This window comes from Treponema sp. R8-4-B8 (genome assembly GCF_054786175.1).
This window is the reverse complement of record NZ_BDHE01000489.1, coordinates 112,850-125,658: the sequence shown is the minus strand read 5'-3', so window position 1 is coordinate 125,658 and position 12,809 is coordinate 112,850. Positions and strand designations below refer to the sequence as shown.

The following is a 12,809-nucleotide window of genomic DNA, read 5'->3' as shown; positions in this document are numbered from 1 at the left end:
ATCAACCCCACAGCTCATTCAGGGATTTGCCCCTGTTTCTTGAAATCATCTTGGCATCCATCATTTTATTTATACAATCAAATGTTGCCTTGACCACGTTATATTGACTTGAAGACCCAATCGACTTTGAAAGCACGTCGGTAACGCCGCCAGCTTCCATAATCGCCCTGACAGGACCCCCTGCGATAATTCCCGTTCCTGAGCGGGCCGGTTTTAACAGCACATAAGAAGACTTGAAAAACCCTTTTACTTCATGGGGAATTGTCCCATTTTTTACGGGCAGATGAATCATATTGCGTTTTGCCCTGTCGATGCTTTTGCGGATGGCTTCCGATACGTCGTTTGCCTTTCCAAAACCATAGCCGACTTTTCCTTTGCGGTCGCCGATTACGGTAAGCGCGGAGAATGAGAAACGGCGTCCGCCCTTCACGACTTTGGCTGTTCTGTTGAGCTTTACCAATTTCTCGATAAATTCTTTCTCTACAGGTTCGCGATCCCCGCGATCCCTGTCGCGCCCTCTCCCGCGCCTTCCCCTGCCTTCAGGCCGGCTTTCAGACGCAGTTTCGGCGGAATCCGTATCAACCGCGGAATCGGTATTGTTATCTTCGATATTTTCTTCTATCGTTGAATCATCAATAACATCTTTTGTTTTCGCCATTATTCCCCCTAGAAACTTATTCCCGCTTTCCGGGTTCCGTCGGCCAAAGCCTTAACAATTCCGTGATACAAATACCCGTTGCGATCAAAAACAACAGTTTTGATGTTTCTTTCCAACAGGCGCTTGCCTACTATTTCACCTAACTGTCCCGCTCCAGCGACAGTCGCCTTAATACCCTTCAAATCCTTTTCAAGGGACGAAGCCGAGACAAGGGTGTGGCCTTTGTCATCGTCAATTATTTGAACAGAAAGACGGCGGTTGCTCTTTGTTACAGTCATTCGCGGGCGCTCGGCGGTGCCTGCCACCCTTTTGCGTATGTGAACTTTTCTTCTAAGCCGCTTTCTGGCTTTCTCCAACATTTTTTGTAACATACCTTTACCCTACTTAACGCCCGATTTGCCGACTTTCCGTTTGATGATTTCATTATCATAACGGATGCCCTTGCCCTTGTACGGCTCAGGCCCTCTTAATTTGCGAATCTGCGCCGCAAATTCTCCAACGCGCTGCTTGTCAATTCCCGTAATAGTGATCTTGCCGCTCGCGTCTGTTGCGACGGAAAGCCCTTCAGGAACTGCGACATAAATGTCATTGGAATAACCAAGACTCATAGCAATGAGTTTTCCCTGCACTTCGACTTTGTAGCCGACTCCGGTTACTACAAGCGATTTGTTAAAACCGGTTGACACGCCGATTACCATATTATTCAAAAGGTTGCGATAAAGGCCGTGATACGCCTTTGTCTGTTTTTGCTCATTTTTTCTGCCAACGACGATTTCTTTGCCCTTGTCTTCAAAAGTGATTATAGGATTGTATTTTTGTTTAAGTTTTCCCTTTGGGCCTTCTACAAGCATCTCTTCGTTTTGAAAAGTAACTTTCACCCCACCGGGAACCTTAACCGGTATTTTTCCGATTCTCGACATATACCCCTCTTACCACACCGTACAGATAACTTCGCCGCCGACTTTTTTCTCGGCTGCTTTCTTGCCTGTTGTAACACCCTGCGACGTGGAAACGATCAGGGTTCCGTATCCGTTCAATACCCTTGGCATATTTTGGTATCCCATATAAACGCGGCGGCCTGGTTTTGACACCTTTTCTATGCCGTGAATAATCGGAGCGGTATTGTCATCGTATTTAAGGAAAACCCGGATAACATTCGCTCCTTCCTGATTCGCCTTCTTGAAATTTTTAATATACCCCTCGGTCTTTAATATTTTGACTATCTCAAGCTTAAGCCTGGAGGTGGGAATATCTACTTTTTCGTGTCCTGCCATGCCGGCATTTCTAATCTTTGTCAGCATGTCCGCAACTGGATCTGATACGCTCATCCTTATCTCCTACCAGCTAGATTTTGTAACGCCGGGAATAAGCCCTTCGCTCGCGAGTTTTCTAAAGCAAAGACGGCACATCTCATATTTCCGTAAAAAGCCCCTCGCCCTTCCACAGATCCTGCAACGGTTTACTTTCCTTGTTTTGTACTTTGGAGTCCGCTGCGCCTTGATAATCATCGCTTTTCGTGCCATTATACCCCCTATTTCCTAAAAGGCATTCCAAATTTAGAAAGGAATGCTTTTGCTTCAGCATCTGTTTTTGCCGATGTTACAATAACTACATTTAACCCGGCTACTTTTTCAATTTTATCAAAGTCAATTTCCGGGAAAATAATCTGCTCTTGAATCCCAAGCGAATAATTTCCATGCCCGTCAAACGCGTTCTGGTTGATGCCATGGAAGTCCTTTACGCGCGGAAGAGCGACATTCACTAACCTGTCAAAAAACTCGTACATCATCGTCCCGCGAAGAGTCACCTTCGCTCCGATTTCCTGACCCGCCCTGATTTTAAAGTTAGCGATACTTTTTTTCGCCTTTGTCTTTACCGCTTTTTGCCCCGTAATCTGAGTCAACGTATCAATAGCGGCGTCTAACAATTTTTTATTCTGCAACGCTTCGCCAACGCCCATGCTTACAATAATTTTTTGAAGCTTGGGGATTTGCATATTGGAGCTGTATTCAAATTCCTTAAACAATTCGGGAGCGATTTGCTCCTTGTAAATCTTTTTAAGCCGGGGCACATAATTTTTATCCATTACAACGCCTCCCCGCATTTCTTGCAAAATCTGACCTTTTTATTCCCGTCCATTTTATACCCGATGCGGGTAGGCCCGCATTTCTTGCAAACAATCATCAAATTGGAAGAATGAATAGCCGCTTCTATCTCGGCTATCCCGCCGCGATCCTGCTGCTTTCTTTTTTTCATCGCTTTCTTGACGATGTTTACGCCCTCAACTACAATCCGATCTGAGTTGTGGTGTATCTTTAAAATCCTGCCGCGTTTTCCCTTGTCTTTTCCTGCGATTACCTGGACAGTATCTTCTTTTTTTAGTTTAAATTTATGTAATGCTTCAGCCATGTCCTACTCCTATAAAACCTCTGGGGCAAGGGAAACGATTTTCATAAATTCGCTTCTCTCCCTCAATTCCCGCGCCACAGGCCCGAAGATGCGTTTTCCCTTTGGATTTAACGCGGCGTCAATAATGACGCAGGCGTTATCATCAAACCTGATATATGTCCCGTCGGGGCGGCGGTACTCTTTATGAGTACGCACCACAACCGCTTTTTCCACAGTGCCCTTCTTTATTACGGACGTGGGCAGCGCTTCTTTTACCGCCACAACTACAATATCGCCAATTCCCGCGTATCTGCGTTTTGTGCCGCCCAAAACTTTTATGCATTGGACTAGCTTGGCGCCTGAATTATCAGCCACATTCAGGAAGCTCTCTACTTGAATCATATTCCGTCTCCCCTACTTGGCTCGCTCTATAATTTCTACAAGCTTCCAGCATTTTTCTTTGCTTATTGGCCTGCACTCGATCACGCGGACTCGGTCGCCGACCTTCGCCTCGTTTTTCTCATCATGGGCTTTTATTTTTTTCGCCCTCTTGATGTATTTTTTGTAAAGAGGATGGAGCGTAAGAGTTTCGATTGAAACTACAATCGTTTTATCCATCTTGCTGCTCTTTACAGTTCCGATAAATTCTTTTTTGCCGCTTAAGGCTGCCGTTGTTTGTTCTGTCATTATTTAGCCTCCGCGGCGCTTTTAGCGCCTTTCTTTTCCGCAATTTCATGCGCGTGAATTAACGTGTTAAGCCTTGCAATCTGCCGGCGCATTACGCGCTTTTGCAGGGGGTTGTCCACATGGCCGATAACATTTTTAAAACGGAATTCCATGTACTTCTTTTTAAGTTCTTCCCGTTTTGCCCTGAGTTCGGGGAACGACAATGTTTTAAATGAATTTTTCATCCCTTTCTCCTAAGCTCCCAATTCCATGTCAGCGCGGGCGACAAATTTTGTTTTAATCGGGAGTTTTGATCCCGCTAAAGCCATCGCTTCTTCCGCAAGGGAGCGGTTAATGCCGCCGCCCAGCTCAAACATAACGGTTCCCGGTTTTACTACCGCCACCCAGTATTCGGGAGCGCCTTTTCCTTTGCCCATGCGGGTTTCAGCCGGTTTCTTTGAAAACGGCTTGTCGCAGAAAATGCGTATCCACATTTTTCCGCCGCGTTTTACGTGGCGGTTAATGGCGATACGCGCCGCCTCCACCTGCCTATTGGTGATCCACATCCTGTCCAGAGCTACAAGAGCATAATCGCCAAAAACGACAGTGTTGCATCTTGTGGCGTTTCCGGGCATATTGCCCCGCTGCACCTTCCGGCGCTTTACACGTTTTGGACTCTGCATATATTAACTCCTGGCAGGAGCCCTGTCCCGCCGTTTGCGGACAAGAGCGCCTGCGTCTTCTTTCTGTTCTTTGCCGTATTTCATGCCGTTGTAAACCCAAACTTTTACGCCGATTGATCCGAATGGGGTATGCGCTTCGGCAAAACCGTAATCAATATCCGCCCTCAACGTATGAAGGGGGATGCGTCCTTCTTTTGCTTCTTCAGTGCGGGACATTTCCGCGCCGCCAAGCCGCCCAGAAAGACGCACTTTTACGCCCTGCGCGTTGCCTTTTTTAATCGCGTTTGTAATCGCCTGCTTCATTGTGCGCCTAAAAGAAGATCTCGCTAAAAGCTGCCGCGCGATATTCTGCGCGACAATCTGCGCGTTGTTATCAGCGTTACGCACTTCTTTAATTTTTATCTGTACTTTTTTGTTTATTTTCTTCTGTAAGTCATTGCCTATTTTTTCGATGTTCGCGCCCTTAACGCCGATGATTACACCGGGGCGCGCGGTATGGATTGTAATAGTAATTCTTTGCGGATGACGGATAATTTCCAATTCGGCAATATCTGCCCCTTTTGTTTCCGGCATACCCATAATCAGCTTACGCAGATATAAATCTTCATGAAGAGCGTCAACATACTCTTTTGGATCAACATACCAGCGGGAACCCCAAGTTTTATTAATACCGATTCTAAGCCCTGTCGGGTTAACTTTTTGTCCCATTATTTAGCCGCCTTTTTTGAAGGTTTATCGCCTTTTGACGCGGTACTTTTTTTCGCGTTAGCCGCATCAGCCTGTGAAGCTGTAGTTTCATCAACCACTACAGTTATGTGACACATTCGCTTTACCTGCATATCCGCTCTGCCCCTGCCCCGGTACCATATCCTTTTAAGACGCGGCCCGTCATCAATAAAAATTTCTTTAACATAAAGCATATCCTCGTCAAGTTTTTTGTTATCCGCTAACGCGTTGGAAGCCGCGGATTTAACCGTCTTGCGAATCAGTTTCGCGCCCTTATGAGGCATATTTTCCAGAATGGAAATAGCTTCAGGGTACGTCCTTCTGCGGACAAGGTCAGCTACAGGCCTGATCTTGTAAGGGGAGCCGATAAGAAATTTGCTGATTGCTTTATAAACTTTTTCTTTTTCTTCTTTCATAACTCCGCCTATTTTGCCGCAGCTTTCTTGTCAGAGCCCGAGTGCCCGCGGAAAATCCGCGTGGGAGCGAACTCGCCAAGTTTATGGCCTACAAGGTTTTCCGTAATATATACGGGAACCCATGTTTTTCCGTTGTAAACGGAAATTGTTCCGCCTACCATTTCGGGAATAATTGTTGAACAGCGGGAATAGGTTTTAATCATTTTCCTTTCCCCCGATTTGCTCAATTCCAACACCTTTTTATACAGGCTCTTTTCTATAAAAGGGCCCTTCTTTACGGATCTTGACATACTCCCTTCCTAACCTCTTTCTCCCGCAACTTTACAGCCGCGCATATAATTAATATGTTTCATGCTACTTCTTCTTGCCCCTGCTGACAATAAACCTTGAAGAAGGCTTATGCTTCTTGCGGGTCTTATATCCCTTAGTCGGCTGTCCCCACGGAGTAACAGGATGAATACCCTTGCTTCTGCCTTCGCCGCCGCCATGCGGATGATCTACTGGGTTCATGGACATTCCGCGCACCGTAGGACGAACTCCCAACCAGCGCTTGCGACCAGCCTTGCCCAACGTCGTATTCATGTGGTCTTCGTTGCCGACGCTGCCGATTGTCGCATAACACTTTTTAAACACCATTCGCATTTCGCCAGACGGCAATTTTAGCGTAACATAGTCGCCTTCTTTGGCGGCAATAAGGGCGCCTGTTCCCGCGGAACGCGCCATCTGCCCGCCCTTGCCTAGCGTCAATTCAATATTGTAAACGGTAAATCCCAACGGAATATTTTCAAGGGGAAGAGCGTTACCCGGCTCAATGGGAGCGTCCGGGCCGCTAATAACTGTCGCGCCTTTTTTTAAATCTTTGGGAGCGACAATGTAGCGTTTTTCGCCGTCTTTGTAATTGATAAGGGCGATGTTCGCGCTGCGGTTAGGATCGTATTCAAGAGTTGCGACTTTGCCCGGAATGCCGATCTTGTCCCGCTTAAAATCAATATCGCGGTATTTGCGCTTGTGTCCGCCGCCTTTGTGGCGCACGCTGATACGCCCAAATGAATCGCGTCCGGCTCTGTCTTTTTGTCCCTTTGTCAGTGTTCTTTCCGGTTTCGCGCCCTTGGTCAGCTCTGAATTATCCAGGCTTGTCCACTGCCTCATTCCCGGTGTTATTGGCTTATATGTCTTAATACCCATAATTTTTCCTTATACGCCCTCGAAGATAGTAATCTTCTCATCTTTGGGAAGTTTTACAATCGCTTTCTTCCATGTGGAAGTATACCCTTTGCGGTAACGCTGCCTTTTGGGCTTGCCTCCGACAACCATTGTGGTACAGGAAATGGGATGCACATTGAACAATTTGCTCACCGCTTCCTTAATCTGCGGCTTTGTAGCCGACTGAGCTACCTTAAAAACATATTTTCCTTCTTCGCGAAGGTGGTTTGCTTTTTCTGAAAGAACAGGTTCAATTAAAATATCTTCGTATTGAATCATTGCGCCGCCTCCTTTTCACCGTAAAAATCATTAAGGTTTTTCGCGGCAGTTTCCAACATCAGCACCTGACGGCCATAAAACAATTCATGAGCTTCTAATCGGTTATAGGAAAGATATTTAACCCAGGGAATATTCGCGGCCGCTCTTTTAATTTTTGGATCGTCGTCTTTAAGGATTAACACCGTGCGAAGCCCCGGCTCAAAATTGTCGAGAAGTTTTGCCAAATCTTTTGTTTTGCCCGAATCAATTGAAAAATCTTCGATTATTTTTAACGTGTCGCTTTGCGCTTTTAAACTAAGAATGGATTTAAGCGCGAGCCGTTTTGCTTTTTTCGGTATCGCGTAGGAAAAATCTTTTGGCTTAGGGCCAAACATCGTGCCGCCGCCGACAAGAACGGGTGATTTTTTATCGCCACGGCGGGCGCGGCCTGTTCCCTTTTGTTTATACGGTTTCGCGTTTGAGCCGTGAATCTCGGCGCGTCCCTTTGTGCAGGCGTTACCCTGCCTCTTATTGGCAAGCTCGTTATTAATCGCGTACCAGATTAAATCTTCGTTTACAGGAAGACCAAAAACATCATCGTTTAAGGCAATGGTTCGCAGTTCTTTACCTTCTTTTGAATACACTTTACAGTTCATGTTTACCGTCCCTTCTTTACCGCAAAGCGGACAAACACAAGCCCTTTGTTAATGCCGGGAACCGCGCCGCGAACCATAATGAGCTGTTTTTCAGGATCTGTTTTTACAACTCTAAGGCTTAATACAGTAGTTTTTTCCCGTCCCATTCGTCCGGGTAATTTTACGTTCTTAAAAGTTTTCGCGGGATAAGTACTCTGCCCCGTCGAACCGGGTTCGCGGTGGAATTTTGATCCGTGGGTCTTGCGCCCGCCGCCGAACTTGTAGCGTTTTACAACGCCCTGAAAACCCTTGCCCTTGGAAATGCCGCAAACATCGACATACCTCGCGCCTTCCAGCACTTCAATTCCAAGGGAATCGCCCACATTTACTTTCTTTCCAAAATCGCGCAATTCGCAAATCTTTTTCTTTAAGGGAATGTTTTCTGGAAACTGCCCGGCCTTCGCTTTTGTTACGCGATTTTTCTTCGCGTCATCTATGCCGACGACCACGGCTTCATAACCGTCAGTTTCCTTTGTTTTTGTGGCAAGGACGACGTTTGGGTTCACCTTTAACACCGATACCGGCAAAAGGTTACCCGTGTCGTCAAAAACCTGGGTCATTCCTACTTTTCTGGCATACAGCCCTAACATTGTAGTACTCCGTTTTACGCACGTTATTCAAAGGCAAATAAATGCCTCGGAACCGTCTACGCATATTTCAGAAACAACTGTTTCTGTTTGTTACATGATCTTACTGTTTAATCTCAACATCAACGCCGGCGGGGAGTTCAAGCTTCATTAATGAATCCATCACTTCCGCAGAAGGATTAACAATATCAATCAATCTTTTATGAGTCCGCATTTCAAATTGTTCGCGGCTCTTTTTATTAACATGAGGTGAACGCAACACCGTCACCTTATTAATTCGCGTCGGCAGCGGGATAGGCCCTGTAACTTTCGCTCCGGCTTTTCTTACCGCCGTAGCGATTGATTTCGCGCTCTGATCAATTAACTCAACGTCAAAACCGCGCAGCCTTACGCGAATCCCTTCCTTAGCCATCATTCCTCCACCTGACCAAATAATTACCTGACCGTTTTTCAGGCGGTCAGGTTTTTTACTACTCTATTATCTCGACAACCGTTCCGGAAGCGACAGTTTTGCCGCCTTCGCGGATAGCGAAGCGAAGACCTTTTTCCATGGCGATAGGATGAATCAGTTCCCCGAAAATTTCGGTATTATCGCCGGGCATTACCATTTCTTTGCCTTCTGGAAGTTTTACAGTACCGGTAATATCCGTGGTGCGGAAATAGAACTGCGGCCTGTAACCGGTAAAGAACGGGCTGTGGCGCCCGCCTTCTTCTTTGGACAGACAGTAAATCTGCCCCTTGAATGTTTTGTGAGGCGTAATTGAACCGGGTTTCGCGAGTACCTGTCCGCGCTCAACTTCTTTTTTCTCAATGCCGCGAAGAAGAGTGCCGACGTTATCGCCCGCCTGGGCTTCGTCGAGCAATTTATTGAACATTTCAATGCCGGTAATAACCGTTTTCTTTGTGGGTTTAATGCCGACAATTTCAACTTCTTCGTTAAGTTTAAGAATGCCGCGTTCCACTTTTCCCGTAACGACAGTGCCGCGCCCCTGGATAGTGAACACGTCTTCAATCGGCATAATGAACGGTTTTTCAGAATCACGCACCGGGTCGGGGAAATAAGAATCCATCGCCGCAAGCAGTTCTTCGATTGATTTGGTAGCTTCGGGATTATCCGGCTCTGACATAGCTTTAAAAGCCGAACCTTTGATGATTGGGACTTTGTCGCCGGGGAAACCGTTAGCTGTAAGAACGTCTTTTACTTCTTCTTCGACAAGTTCCACCAAGTCGGGATCGTCAAGAAGATCGATCTTGTTAAGATAGACGATCATGTTTGGTACGCCTACCTGACGGGCGAGAATGATATGCTCGCGTGTCTGGGGCATGACTGAGTCGGGCGCTGACACTACAAGAACAGCGCCGTCCATCTGCGCGGCGCCAGTGATCATGTTTTTGATATAGTCGGCGTGGCCGGGACAGTCGATGTGCGCGTAATGGCGCTTGTCTGACTGATACTCCAGATGGCGTGTATTAATGGTAATACCGCGCGCTTTTTCCTCGGGAGCATTGTCAATGTCATCGTAATTCATTACCTTGTCGCCGAATTTTCTGGCGCAGTGCATGGTAATAGCCGCAGAAAGAGTAGTCTTGCCGTGATCGACGTGACCAATCGTTCCAACATTCATGTGGATCTTTGTTCTATTAAATTTATCCTTTGCCATCTGTGTCCTCCTTAATGAACACTAAATATATTTTCTTCGTACTTTCCGTACATAAAATACTTTCATTGAGTGGGGAATTAAGCGGAAAATCAGCCGTCTATGCAAGCTTGCACATTACGCAACATCCACATCGTTCCACCTTTCTCACTTTCAGTTTGACAACCATCGGTTATCAAACAGGCAGTTGCGAAGCAACTGCAAGCAACTTGCGCAGCAAGTTGCCATGATCGGTTTGGAAACCTACCATTTACATAATCTACCATCTATAGTGGGCAAACGCCTTATTGGCCTCGGCCATTTTGTGGGTATCTTCCTTCTTTTTGAAGGCAGTACCAGTATCATTATAGGCATCCATGAGCTCAGCCGCAAGCCGGTCTCCCATGCCTTTTCCCGAGCGCGCCCGGGCAGCGCTTATTATCCACCTCATACCGAGGGCTTCGCGCCTTGACTCCCGAATCTCTACGGGAACCTGATAAGTCGCTCCGCCAACGCGTCTGGACTTAACTTCTATTACAGGCTTTACATTATCTAAAGCTTTTAAAAAAACTTCAAGGGGGGGCTTTTCTGTTTTTTTCTGAAGAATATCAAGAGCCTCATGAATTATGCGAAGCCCGAGGGAACGCTTCCCTTCCCACATCATTCTGTTTACAAACTTGGAAACTACAACGCTGTTGTATTTAGGATCGGGGAGGATTCCCCTATCTATCGTTTTTTTCTTTCTGCCCATAATCTACCTAAGCCTTGGGGCGTTTCGCGCCGTATTTGGAGCGTCCGCGCTTGCGGTCTGCCACGCCCAAAGTATCTTTTGCGCCGCGGATAATATGGTAGCGCACGCCGGGGAGGTCTTTAACGCGCCCGCCTCTTACCAAAACAACTGAGTGTTCCTGCAAATTATGTCCGATTCCCGGAATATAAGCGGTAACTTCCGTCCCATGGGAAAGCCGCACACGGGCAACTTTTCTAAGAGCCGAATTGGGCTTTTTGGGCGTTACGGTCATTACACGTGTACAAACCCCCCGCTTTTGCGGACAGGATTTAAGCGCCGGGGATTTCGTCTTAGAAGTAACTTTCTGCCGTCCAAAACGAACCAACTGGTTAATAGTAGGCATTCCTCAAAAACTCCTTAATATACTTAGACACAGTTTTAGACTGTCTCCTTGCCCCTAAGAAAAATAAGGGGTAGAAACCAAAATCTATAGAAATTTAAAAAAAATGTCAAGCACTTTTGAAAAAAAATGTGAATTTTTATTTATTGATTTATGGGCTGTTACAGCTAAAAATTTACAAAAAGACATCTCGCAAAGGCGCAGAGGCGCAAAGTCGTTGTTCGTAGGATCGTCGTTTTTCCTTCTAGATTTGTAGTCAGAATTATATATCTTTATAAGAAATGGGCTATCGGACAGAAACTTTGCGCCTCTGCGCCTCTGCGAGAGGTAATTTGAAAATAATGCTTTGTTTAGTTTTAGATGTTATAGTACGCTACTGACCCAATATTTTATCAATTTCCCTATCCACAGCAGATAAAATCCTTTTTTTAAACAAGTTTTTTTGTTTTCCTGCAGGATATTGGATTTCTTGCCCAAAAAGCTCCAAGGGGTCAACATCCAAAGCCTCAGCTATTTTCTCTATTGTAGAAAGTTTAGGAATATTTCGATAAATTTCCATTAAACCGATATAACTGGTATTAATTTTACATTTTTCCGCCAGTTTTTCTTGTGAAATTCCTTTTTCTTTACGAATTCTCTTTATATTATCAATAACCAGATGCCCAAGACTCATGATTATATTATTGTTGATATATTTCTATATTATTATTGATATATTTTATATATTATTATAAAATTCATATAATTAGTAATCAGGCATTTTAAAAAATTGTACAGGGATTTCGTTGAAATAATGGTGCAGAAAGAAAATTAATGCTTGAATTAAGGAGAAAAAAATGGCAAACAGGAAAATCTGGTTAGGAATACTGGTAATTGTGTTGGTATTCGGAATGACGGTTGTTGGGTGTGAGGACGATTTAGGCGGTAATAGCCCGCTTGTTGGGAAATGGTATTACTCACAGGATGCCGCAAACTCCGGCAAGGATGAGGAGGCCTACGAATTTACCAGTAACGGGAAACTATTGATACTCGGAAAGGATACTGGATTTACTTATACTGTTAGTGGAGACACCATTACTGTTAAGATTTCTGGTAGAGAATTTGGAACGACAACCTTTTCAATTTCCGGTAAAGAATTAGAACTATCCAATGCTTATCCTCCCCTTTCTGCGGGAACATATTATAAGGCTGGTGGCGGCAGTGGCAGCGGTATTAATGACAACGGTGTGAAAAAAACTCTGGTTATTGCCGGTGTTCCTGAAACTGAAGGTGGAGTCACATTAACCGGAAAGTATATCATAGTATTTATTAGCGAAAATTATATTAACGAAGATTATACAAAAATAATTGCTTATGGTATAGAAAATATTAGCAACACAACTGTTACAATCCCATTAATATCAAGAAATGCTCAGCCATTTACCGGTATAGGTAATTATTTTATTTGGATTTATTTAGATGTTAAAAACACACCAGACAATTTTGACGATGATACCATCTATTTTTATACAACTGGTAAAAATCCTTCTAAATATAATCTAACTAAAGCCAAAACAACAATTCAATTTAGTCAATTTAAAAAACAGTGATAATAAAAAAATCATTCTCCATGCCTGTGATACAGCGCATGGAGAGAAGATTTTTGTCCGTTATTTTATCGTGAAAGCTTACGCATTGATAATGAACAACAACATTGCTCACTGCTAATTGCTCACTGCTCATTAGTCCCTCTCCCTTCCTTTGTGTTCTTTGTACCTTTGTG

24 protein-coding genes and 1 pseudogene are annotated in these 12,809 nt (G+C 44.9%); 1 reads left to right on the top strand and 24 read right to left on the bottom strand.

The annotated features are described in order from the left end of the window. Position 1: 1 nt before the first annotated feature. The 23 genes and pseudogenes from rpsE to ACYVRA_RS15685 all read right to left on the bottom strand — a co-directional run bounded on the left by rpsE (position 2) and on the right by ACYVRA_RS15685 (position 11,720). Positions 2-658: a 30S ribosomal protein S5 gene (gene rpsE / locus ACYVRA_RS15795; protein WP_461253693.1), complete on the bottom strand. Its 657-nt coding sequence runs from the start codon at positions 656-658 to the stop codon at positions 2-4. A gap of 8 nt (positions 659-666) precedes the next feature. Continuing rightward, positions 667-1,029: a 50S ribosomal protein L18 gene (gene rplR, locus ACYVRA_RS15790; RefSeq protein WP_461253692.1), complete on the bottom strand. Its 363-nt coding sequence runs from the start codon at positions 1,027-1,029 to the stop codon at positions 667-669. A gap of 9 nt (positions 1,030-1,038) precedes the next feature. Next, the gene (rplF, locus tag ACYVRA_RS15785) at positions 1,039-1,578 is read right to left on the bottom strand and encodes a 50S ribosomal protein L6 (RefSeq protein ID WP_461253691.1); all 540 of its coding nucleotides are present in this window, start codon (positions 1,576-1,578) and stop codon (positions 1,039-1,041) included. Between the two features lie 9 nt (positions 1,579-1,587). Continuing rightward, complete coding sequence (rpsH, locus tag ACYVRA_RS15780; RefSeq protein WP_461253690.1) at positions 1,588-1,986, bottom strand: 30S ribosomal protein S8; 399 nt, start codon at positions 1,984-1,986, stop codon at positions 1,588-1,590. 9 nt (positions 1,987-1,995) lie between these two features. Continuing rightward, positions 1,996-2,181 (bottom strand): type Z 30S ribosomal protein S14, encoded by a 186-nt coding sequence (locus ACYVRA_RS15775; protein ID WP_461253689.1) that lies wholly within the window; start codon positions 2,179-2,181, stop codon positions 1,996-1,998. An 8-nt stretch (positions 2,182-2,189) separates the two neighbouring features. Beyond that, on the bottom strand, positions 2,190-2,744 hold the full coding sequence (rplE, locus tag ACYVRA_RS15770; RefSeq protein WP_461253688.1) for a 50S ribosomal protein L5: 555 nt from the start codon (positions 2,742-2,744) through the stop codon (positions 2,190-2,192). Continuing rightward, positions 2,744-3,067, bottom strand: coding sequence for a 50S ribosomal protein L24 (gene rplX / locus ACYVRA_RS15765; RefSeq protein WP_461253687.1), 324 nt, complete (start codon positions 3,065-3,067; stop codon positions 2,744-2,746). The genes rplE and rplX overlap by 1 nt, the downstream gene beginning before the upstream one ends. Positions 3,068-3,076: 9 nt before the next feature. Further along, positions 3,077-3,448 (bottom strand): 50S ribosomal protein L14, encoded by a 372-nt coding sequence (gene rplN / locus ACYVRA_RS15760; protein ID WP_461253686.1) that lies wholly within the window; start codon positions 3,446-3,448, stop codon positions 3,077-3,079. A 12-nt stretch (positions 3,449-3,460) separates the two neighbouring features. Next, entirely contained in the window at positions 3,461-3,733 is a 273-nt protein-coding gene (gene rpsQ / locus ACYVRA_RS15755; protein ID WP_461253685.1) for a 30S ribosomal protein S17, read from the bottom strand. Further along, on the bottom strand, positions 3,733-3,957 hold the full coding sequence (gene rpmC / locus ACYVRA_RS15750; RefSeq protein WP_461253684.1) for a 50S ribosomal protein L29: 225 nt from the start codon (positions 3,955-3,957) through the stop codon (positions 3,733-3,735). The genes rpsQ and rpmC overlap by 1 nt, the downstream gene beginning before the upstream one ends. Positions 3,958-3,966: 9 nt before the next feature. After that, positions 3,967-4,395 carry a 50S ribosomal protein L16 gene (gene rplP, locus ACYVRA_RS15745; RefSeq protein ID WP_461253683.1) on the bottom strand — a complete coding sequence of 143 codons (429 nt, stop codon included), beginning with the start codon at positions 4,393-4,395 and terminating at the stop codon, positions 3,967-3,969. 3 nt (positions 4,396-4,398) lie between these two features. Then, positions 4,399-5,103, bottom strand: a complete 705-nt coding sequence (gene rpsC / locus ACYVRA_RS15740; protein ID WP_461253682.1) for a 30S ribosomal protein S3 — start codon at positions 5,101-5,103, stop codon at positions 4,399-4,401. Positions 5,104-5,189: 86 nt separating this feature from the next. After that, positions 5,190-5,537 (bottom strand): annotated as a pseudogene (rplV, locus tag ACYVRA_RS15735) (50S ribosomal protein L22); the annotation flags it as partial. Positions 5,538-5,545: 8 nt separating this feature from the next. Continuing rightward, on the bottom strand, positions 5,546-5,827 hold the full coding sequence (rpsS, locus tag ACYVRA_RS15730) for a 30S ribosomal protein S19 (RefSeq protein ID WP_461253681.1): 282 nt from the start codon (positions 5,825-5,827) through the stop codon (positions 5,546-5,548). Positions 5,828-5,891: 64 nt separating this feature from the next. Further along, positions 5,892-6,722, bottom strand: coding sequence for a 50S ribosomal protein L2 (gene rplB, locus ACYVRA_RS15725; RefSeq protein WP_461253680.1), 831 nt, complete (start codon positions 6,720-6,722; stop codon positions 5,892-5,894). 9 nt (positions 6,723-6,731) lie between these two features. Next, positions 6,732-7,016, bottom strand: coding sequence for a 50S ribosomal protein L23 (locus ACYVRA_RS15720; protein ID WP_461253903.1), 285 nt, complete (start codon positions 7,014-7,016; stop codon positions 6,732-6,734). Next, on the bottom strand, positions 7,016-7,654 hold the full coding sequence (gene rplD, locus ACYVRA_RS15715; protein WP_461253679.1) for a 50S ribosomal protein L4: 639 nt from the start codon (positions 7,652-7,654) through the stop codon (positions 7,016-7,018). The genes ACYVRA_RS15720 and rplD overlap by 1 nt, the downstream gene beginning before the upstream one ends. A 2-nt stretch (positions 7,655-7,656) precedes the next feature. Continuing rightward, a complete protein-coding gene (rplC, locus tag ACYVRA_RS15710; protein ID WP_461253678.1) occupies positions 7,657-8,283 on the bottom strand; it encodes a 50S ribosomal protein L3 in 627 nt (208 codons plus the stop codon). A 100-nt stretch (positions 8,284-8,383) separates the two neighbouring features. Next, complete coding sequence (rpsJ, locus tag ACYVRA_RS15705; RefSeq protein WP_461253902.1) at positions 8,384-8,692, bottom strand: 30S ribosomal protein S10; 309 nt, start codon at positions 8,690-8,692, stop codon at positions 8,384-8,386. A gap of 58 nt (positions 8,693-8,750) precedes the next feature. Next, positions 8,751-9,941, bottom strand: a complete 1,191-nt coding sequence (gene tuf, locus ACYVRA_RS15700) for an elongation factor Tu (protein ID WP_461253677.1) — start codon at positions 9,939-9,941, stop codon at positions 8,751-8,753. Positions 9,942-10,197: 256 nt separating this feature from the next. Beyond that, positions 10,198-10,668, bottom strand: a complete 471-nt coding sequence (gene rpsG / locus ACYVRA_RS15695) for a 30S ribosomal protein S7 (protein WP_461253676.1) — start codon at positions 10,666-10,668, stop codon at positions 10,198-10,200. A gap of 7 nt (positions 10,669-10,675) precedes the next feature. Continuing rightward, positions 10,676-11,050, bottom strand: coding sequence for a 30S ribosomal protein S12 (gene rpsL, locus ACYVRA_RS15690; protein ID WP_461253675.1), 375 nt, complete (start codon positions 11,048-11,050; stop codon positions 10,676-10,678). A 370-nt stretch (positions 11,051-11,420) separates the two neighbouring features. Continuing rightward, positions 11,421-11,720 carry a helix-turn-helix domain-containing protein gene (locus ACYVRA_RS15685; protein WP_461253674.1) on the bottom strand — a complete coding sequence of 100 codons (300 nt, stop codon included), beginning with the start codon at positions 11,718-11,720 and terminating at the stop codon, positions 11,421-11,423. Positions 11,721-11,883: 163 nt separating this feature from the next. Here ACYVRA_RS15685 and ACYVRA_RS15680 point away from each other — a divergent pair, with 163 nt between their 5' ends. After that, entirely contained in the window at positions 11,884-12,636 is a 753-nt protein-coding gene (locus ACYVRA_RS15680; protein WP_461253673.1) for a hypothetical protein, read from the top strand. Here the strand turns inward: ACYVRA_RS15680 and ACYVRA_RS15675 are convergent. Further along, on the bottom strand, positions 12,623-12,769 hold the full coding sequence (locus ACYVRA_RS15675; protein ID WP_461253672.1) for a hypothetical protein: 147 nt from the start codon (positions 12,767-12,769) through the stop codon (positions 12,623-12,625). The genes ACYVRA_RS15680 and ACYVRA_RS15675 overlap by 14 nt on opposite strands. Positions 12,770-12,809: the final 40 nt, after the last annotated feature.

Coding starts and splice junctions, on each gene's coding strand:
- rpsE (WP_461253693.1), bottom strand. CDS start 658: ATGGCGAAAACAAAAGATGTTATTGATGATTCAACGATAGAAGAAAAT.
- rplR (WP_461253692.1), bottom strand. CDS start 1,029: ATGTTACAAAAAATGTTGGAGAAAGCCAGAAAGCGGCTTAGAAGAAAA.
- rplF (WP_461253691.1), bottom strand. CDS start 1,578: ATGTCGAGAATCGGAAAAATACCGGTTAAGGTTCCCGGTGGGGTGAAA.
- rpsH (WP_461253690.1), bottom strand. CDS start 1,986: ATGAGCGTATCAGATCCAGTTGCGGACATGCTGACAAAGATTAGAAAT.
- ACYVRA_RS15775 (WP_461253689.1), bottom strand. CDS start 2,181: ATGGCACGAAAAGCGATGATTATCAAGGCGCAGCGGACTCCAAAGTAC.
- rplE (WP_461253688.1), bottom strand. CDS start 2,744: ATGGATAAAAATTATGTGCCCCGGCTTAAAAAGATTTACAAGGAGCAA.
- rplX (WP_461253687.1), bottom strand. CDS start 3,067: ATGGCTGAAGCATTACATAAATTTAAACTAAAAAAAGAAGATACTGTC.
- rplN (WP_461253686.1), bottom strand. CDS start 3,448: ATGATTCAAGTAGAGAGCTTCCTGAATGTGGCTGATAATTCAGGCGCC.
- rpsQ (WP_461253685.1), bottom strand. CDS start 3,733: ATGACAGAACAAACAACGGCAGCCTTAAGCGGCAAAAAAGAATTTATC.
- rpmC (WP_461253684.1), bottom strand. CDS start 3,957: ATGAAAAATTCATTTAAAACATTGTCGTTCCCCGAACTCAGGGCAAAA.
- rplP (WP_461253683.1), bottom strand. CDS start 4,395: ATGCAGAGTCCAAAACGTGTAAAGCGCCGGAAGGTGCAGCGGGGCAAT.
- rpsC (WP_461253682.1), bottom strand. CDS start 5,103: ATGGGACAAAAAGTTAACCCGACAGGGCTTAGAATCGGTATTAATAAA.
- rpsS (WP_461253681.1), bottom strand. CDS start 5,827: ATGTCAAGATCCGTAAAGAAGGGCCCTTTTATAGAAAAGAGCCTGTAT.
- rplB (WP_461253680.1), bottom strand. CDS start 6,722: ATGGGTATTAAGACATATAAGCCAATAACACCGGGAATGAGGCAGTGG.
- rplD (WP_461253679.1), bottom strand. CDS start 7,654: ATGAACTGTAAAGTGTATTCAAAAGAAGGTAAAGAACTGCGAACCATT.
- rplC (WP_461253678.1), bottom strand. CDS start 8,283: ATGTTAGGGCTGTATGCCAGAAAAGTAGGAATGACCCAGGTTTTTGAC.
- rpsJ (WP_461253902.1), bottom strand. CDS start 8,692: ATGGCTAAGGAAGGGATTCGCGTAAGGCTGCGCGGTTTTGACGTTGAG.
- tuf (WP_461253677.1), bottom strand. CDS start 9,941: ATGGCAAAGGATAAATTTAATAGAACAAAGATCCACATGAATGTTGGA.
- rpsG (WP_461253676.1), bottom strand. CDS start 10,668: ATGGGCAGAAAGAAAAAAACGATAGATAGGGGAATCCTCCCCGATCCT.
- rpsL (WP_461253675.1), bottom strand. CDS start 11,050: ATGCCTACTATTAACCAGTTGGTTCGTTTTGGACGGCAGAAAGTTACT.
- ACYVRA_RS15685 (WP_461253674.1), bottom strand. CDS start 11,720: ATGAGTCTTGGGCATCTGGTTATTGATAATATAAAGAGAATTCGTAAA.
- ACYVRA_RS15680 (WP_461253673.1), top strand. CDS start 11,884: ATGGCAAACAGGAAAATCTGGTTAGGAATACTGGTAATTGTGTTGGTA.
- ACYVRA_RS15675 (WP_461253672.1), bottom strand. CDS start 12,769: ATGAGCAGTGAGCAATTAGCAGTGAGCAATGTTGTTGTTCATTATCAA.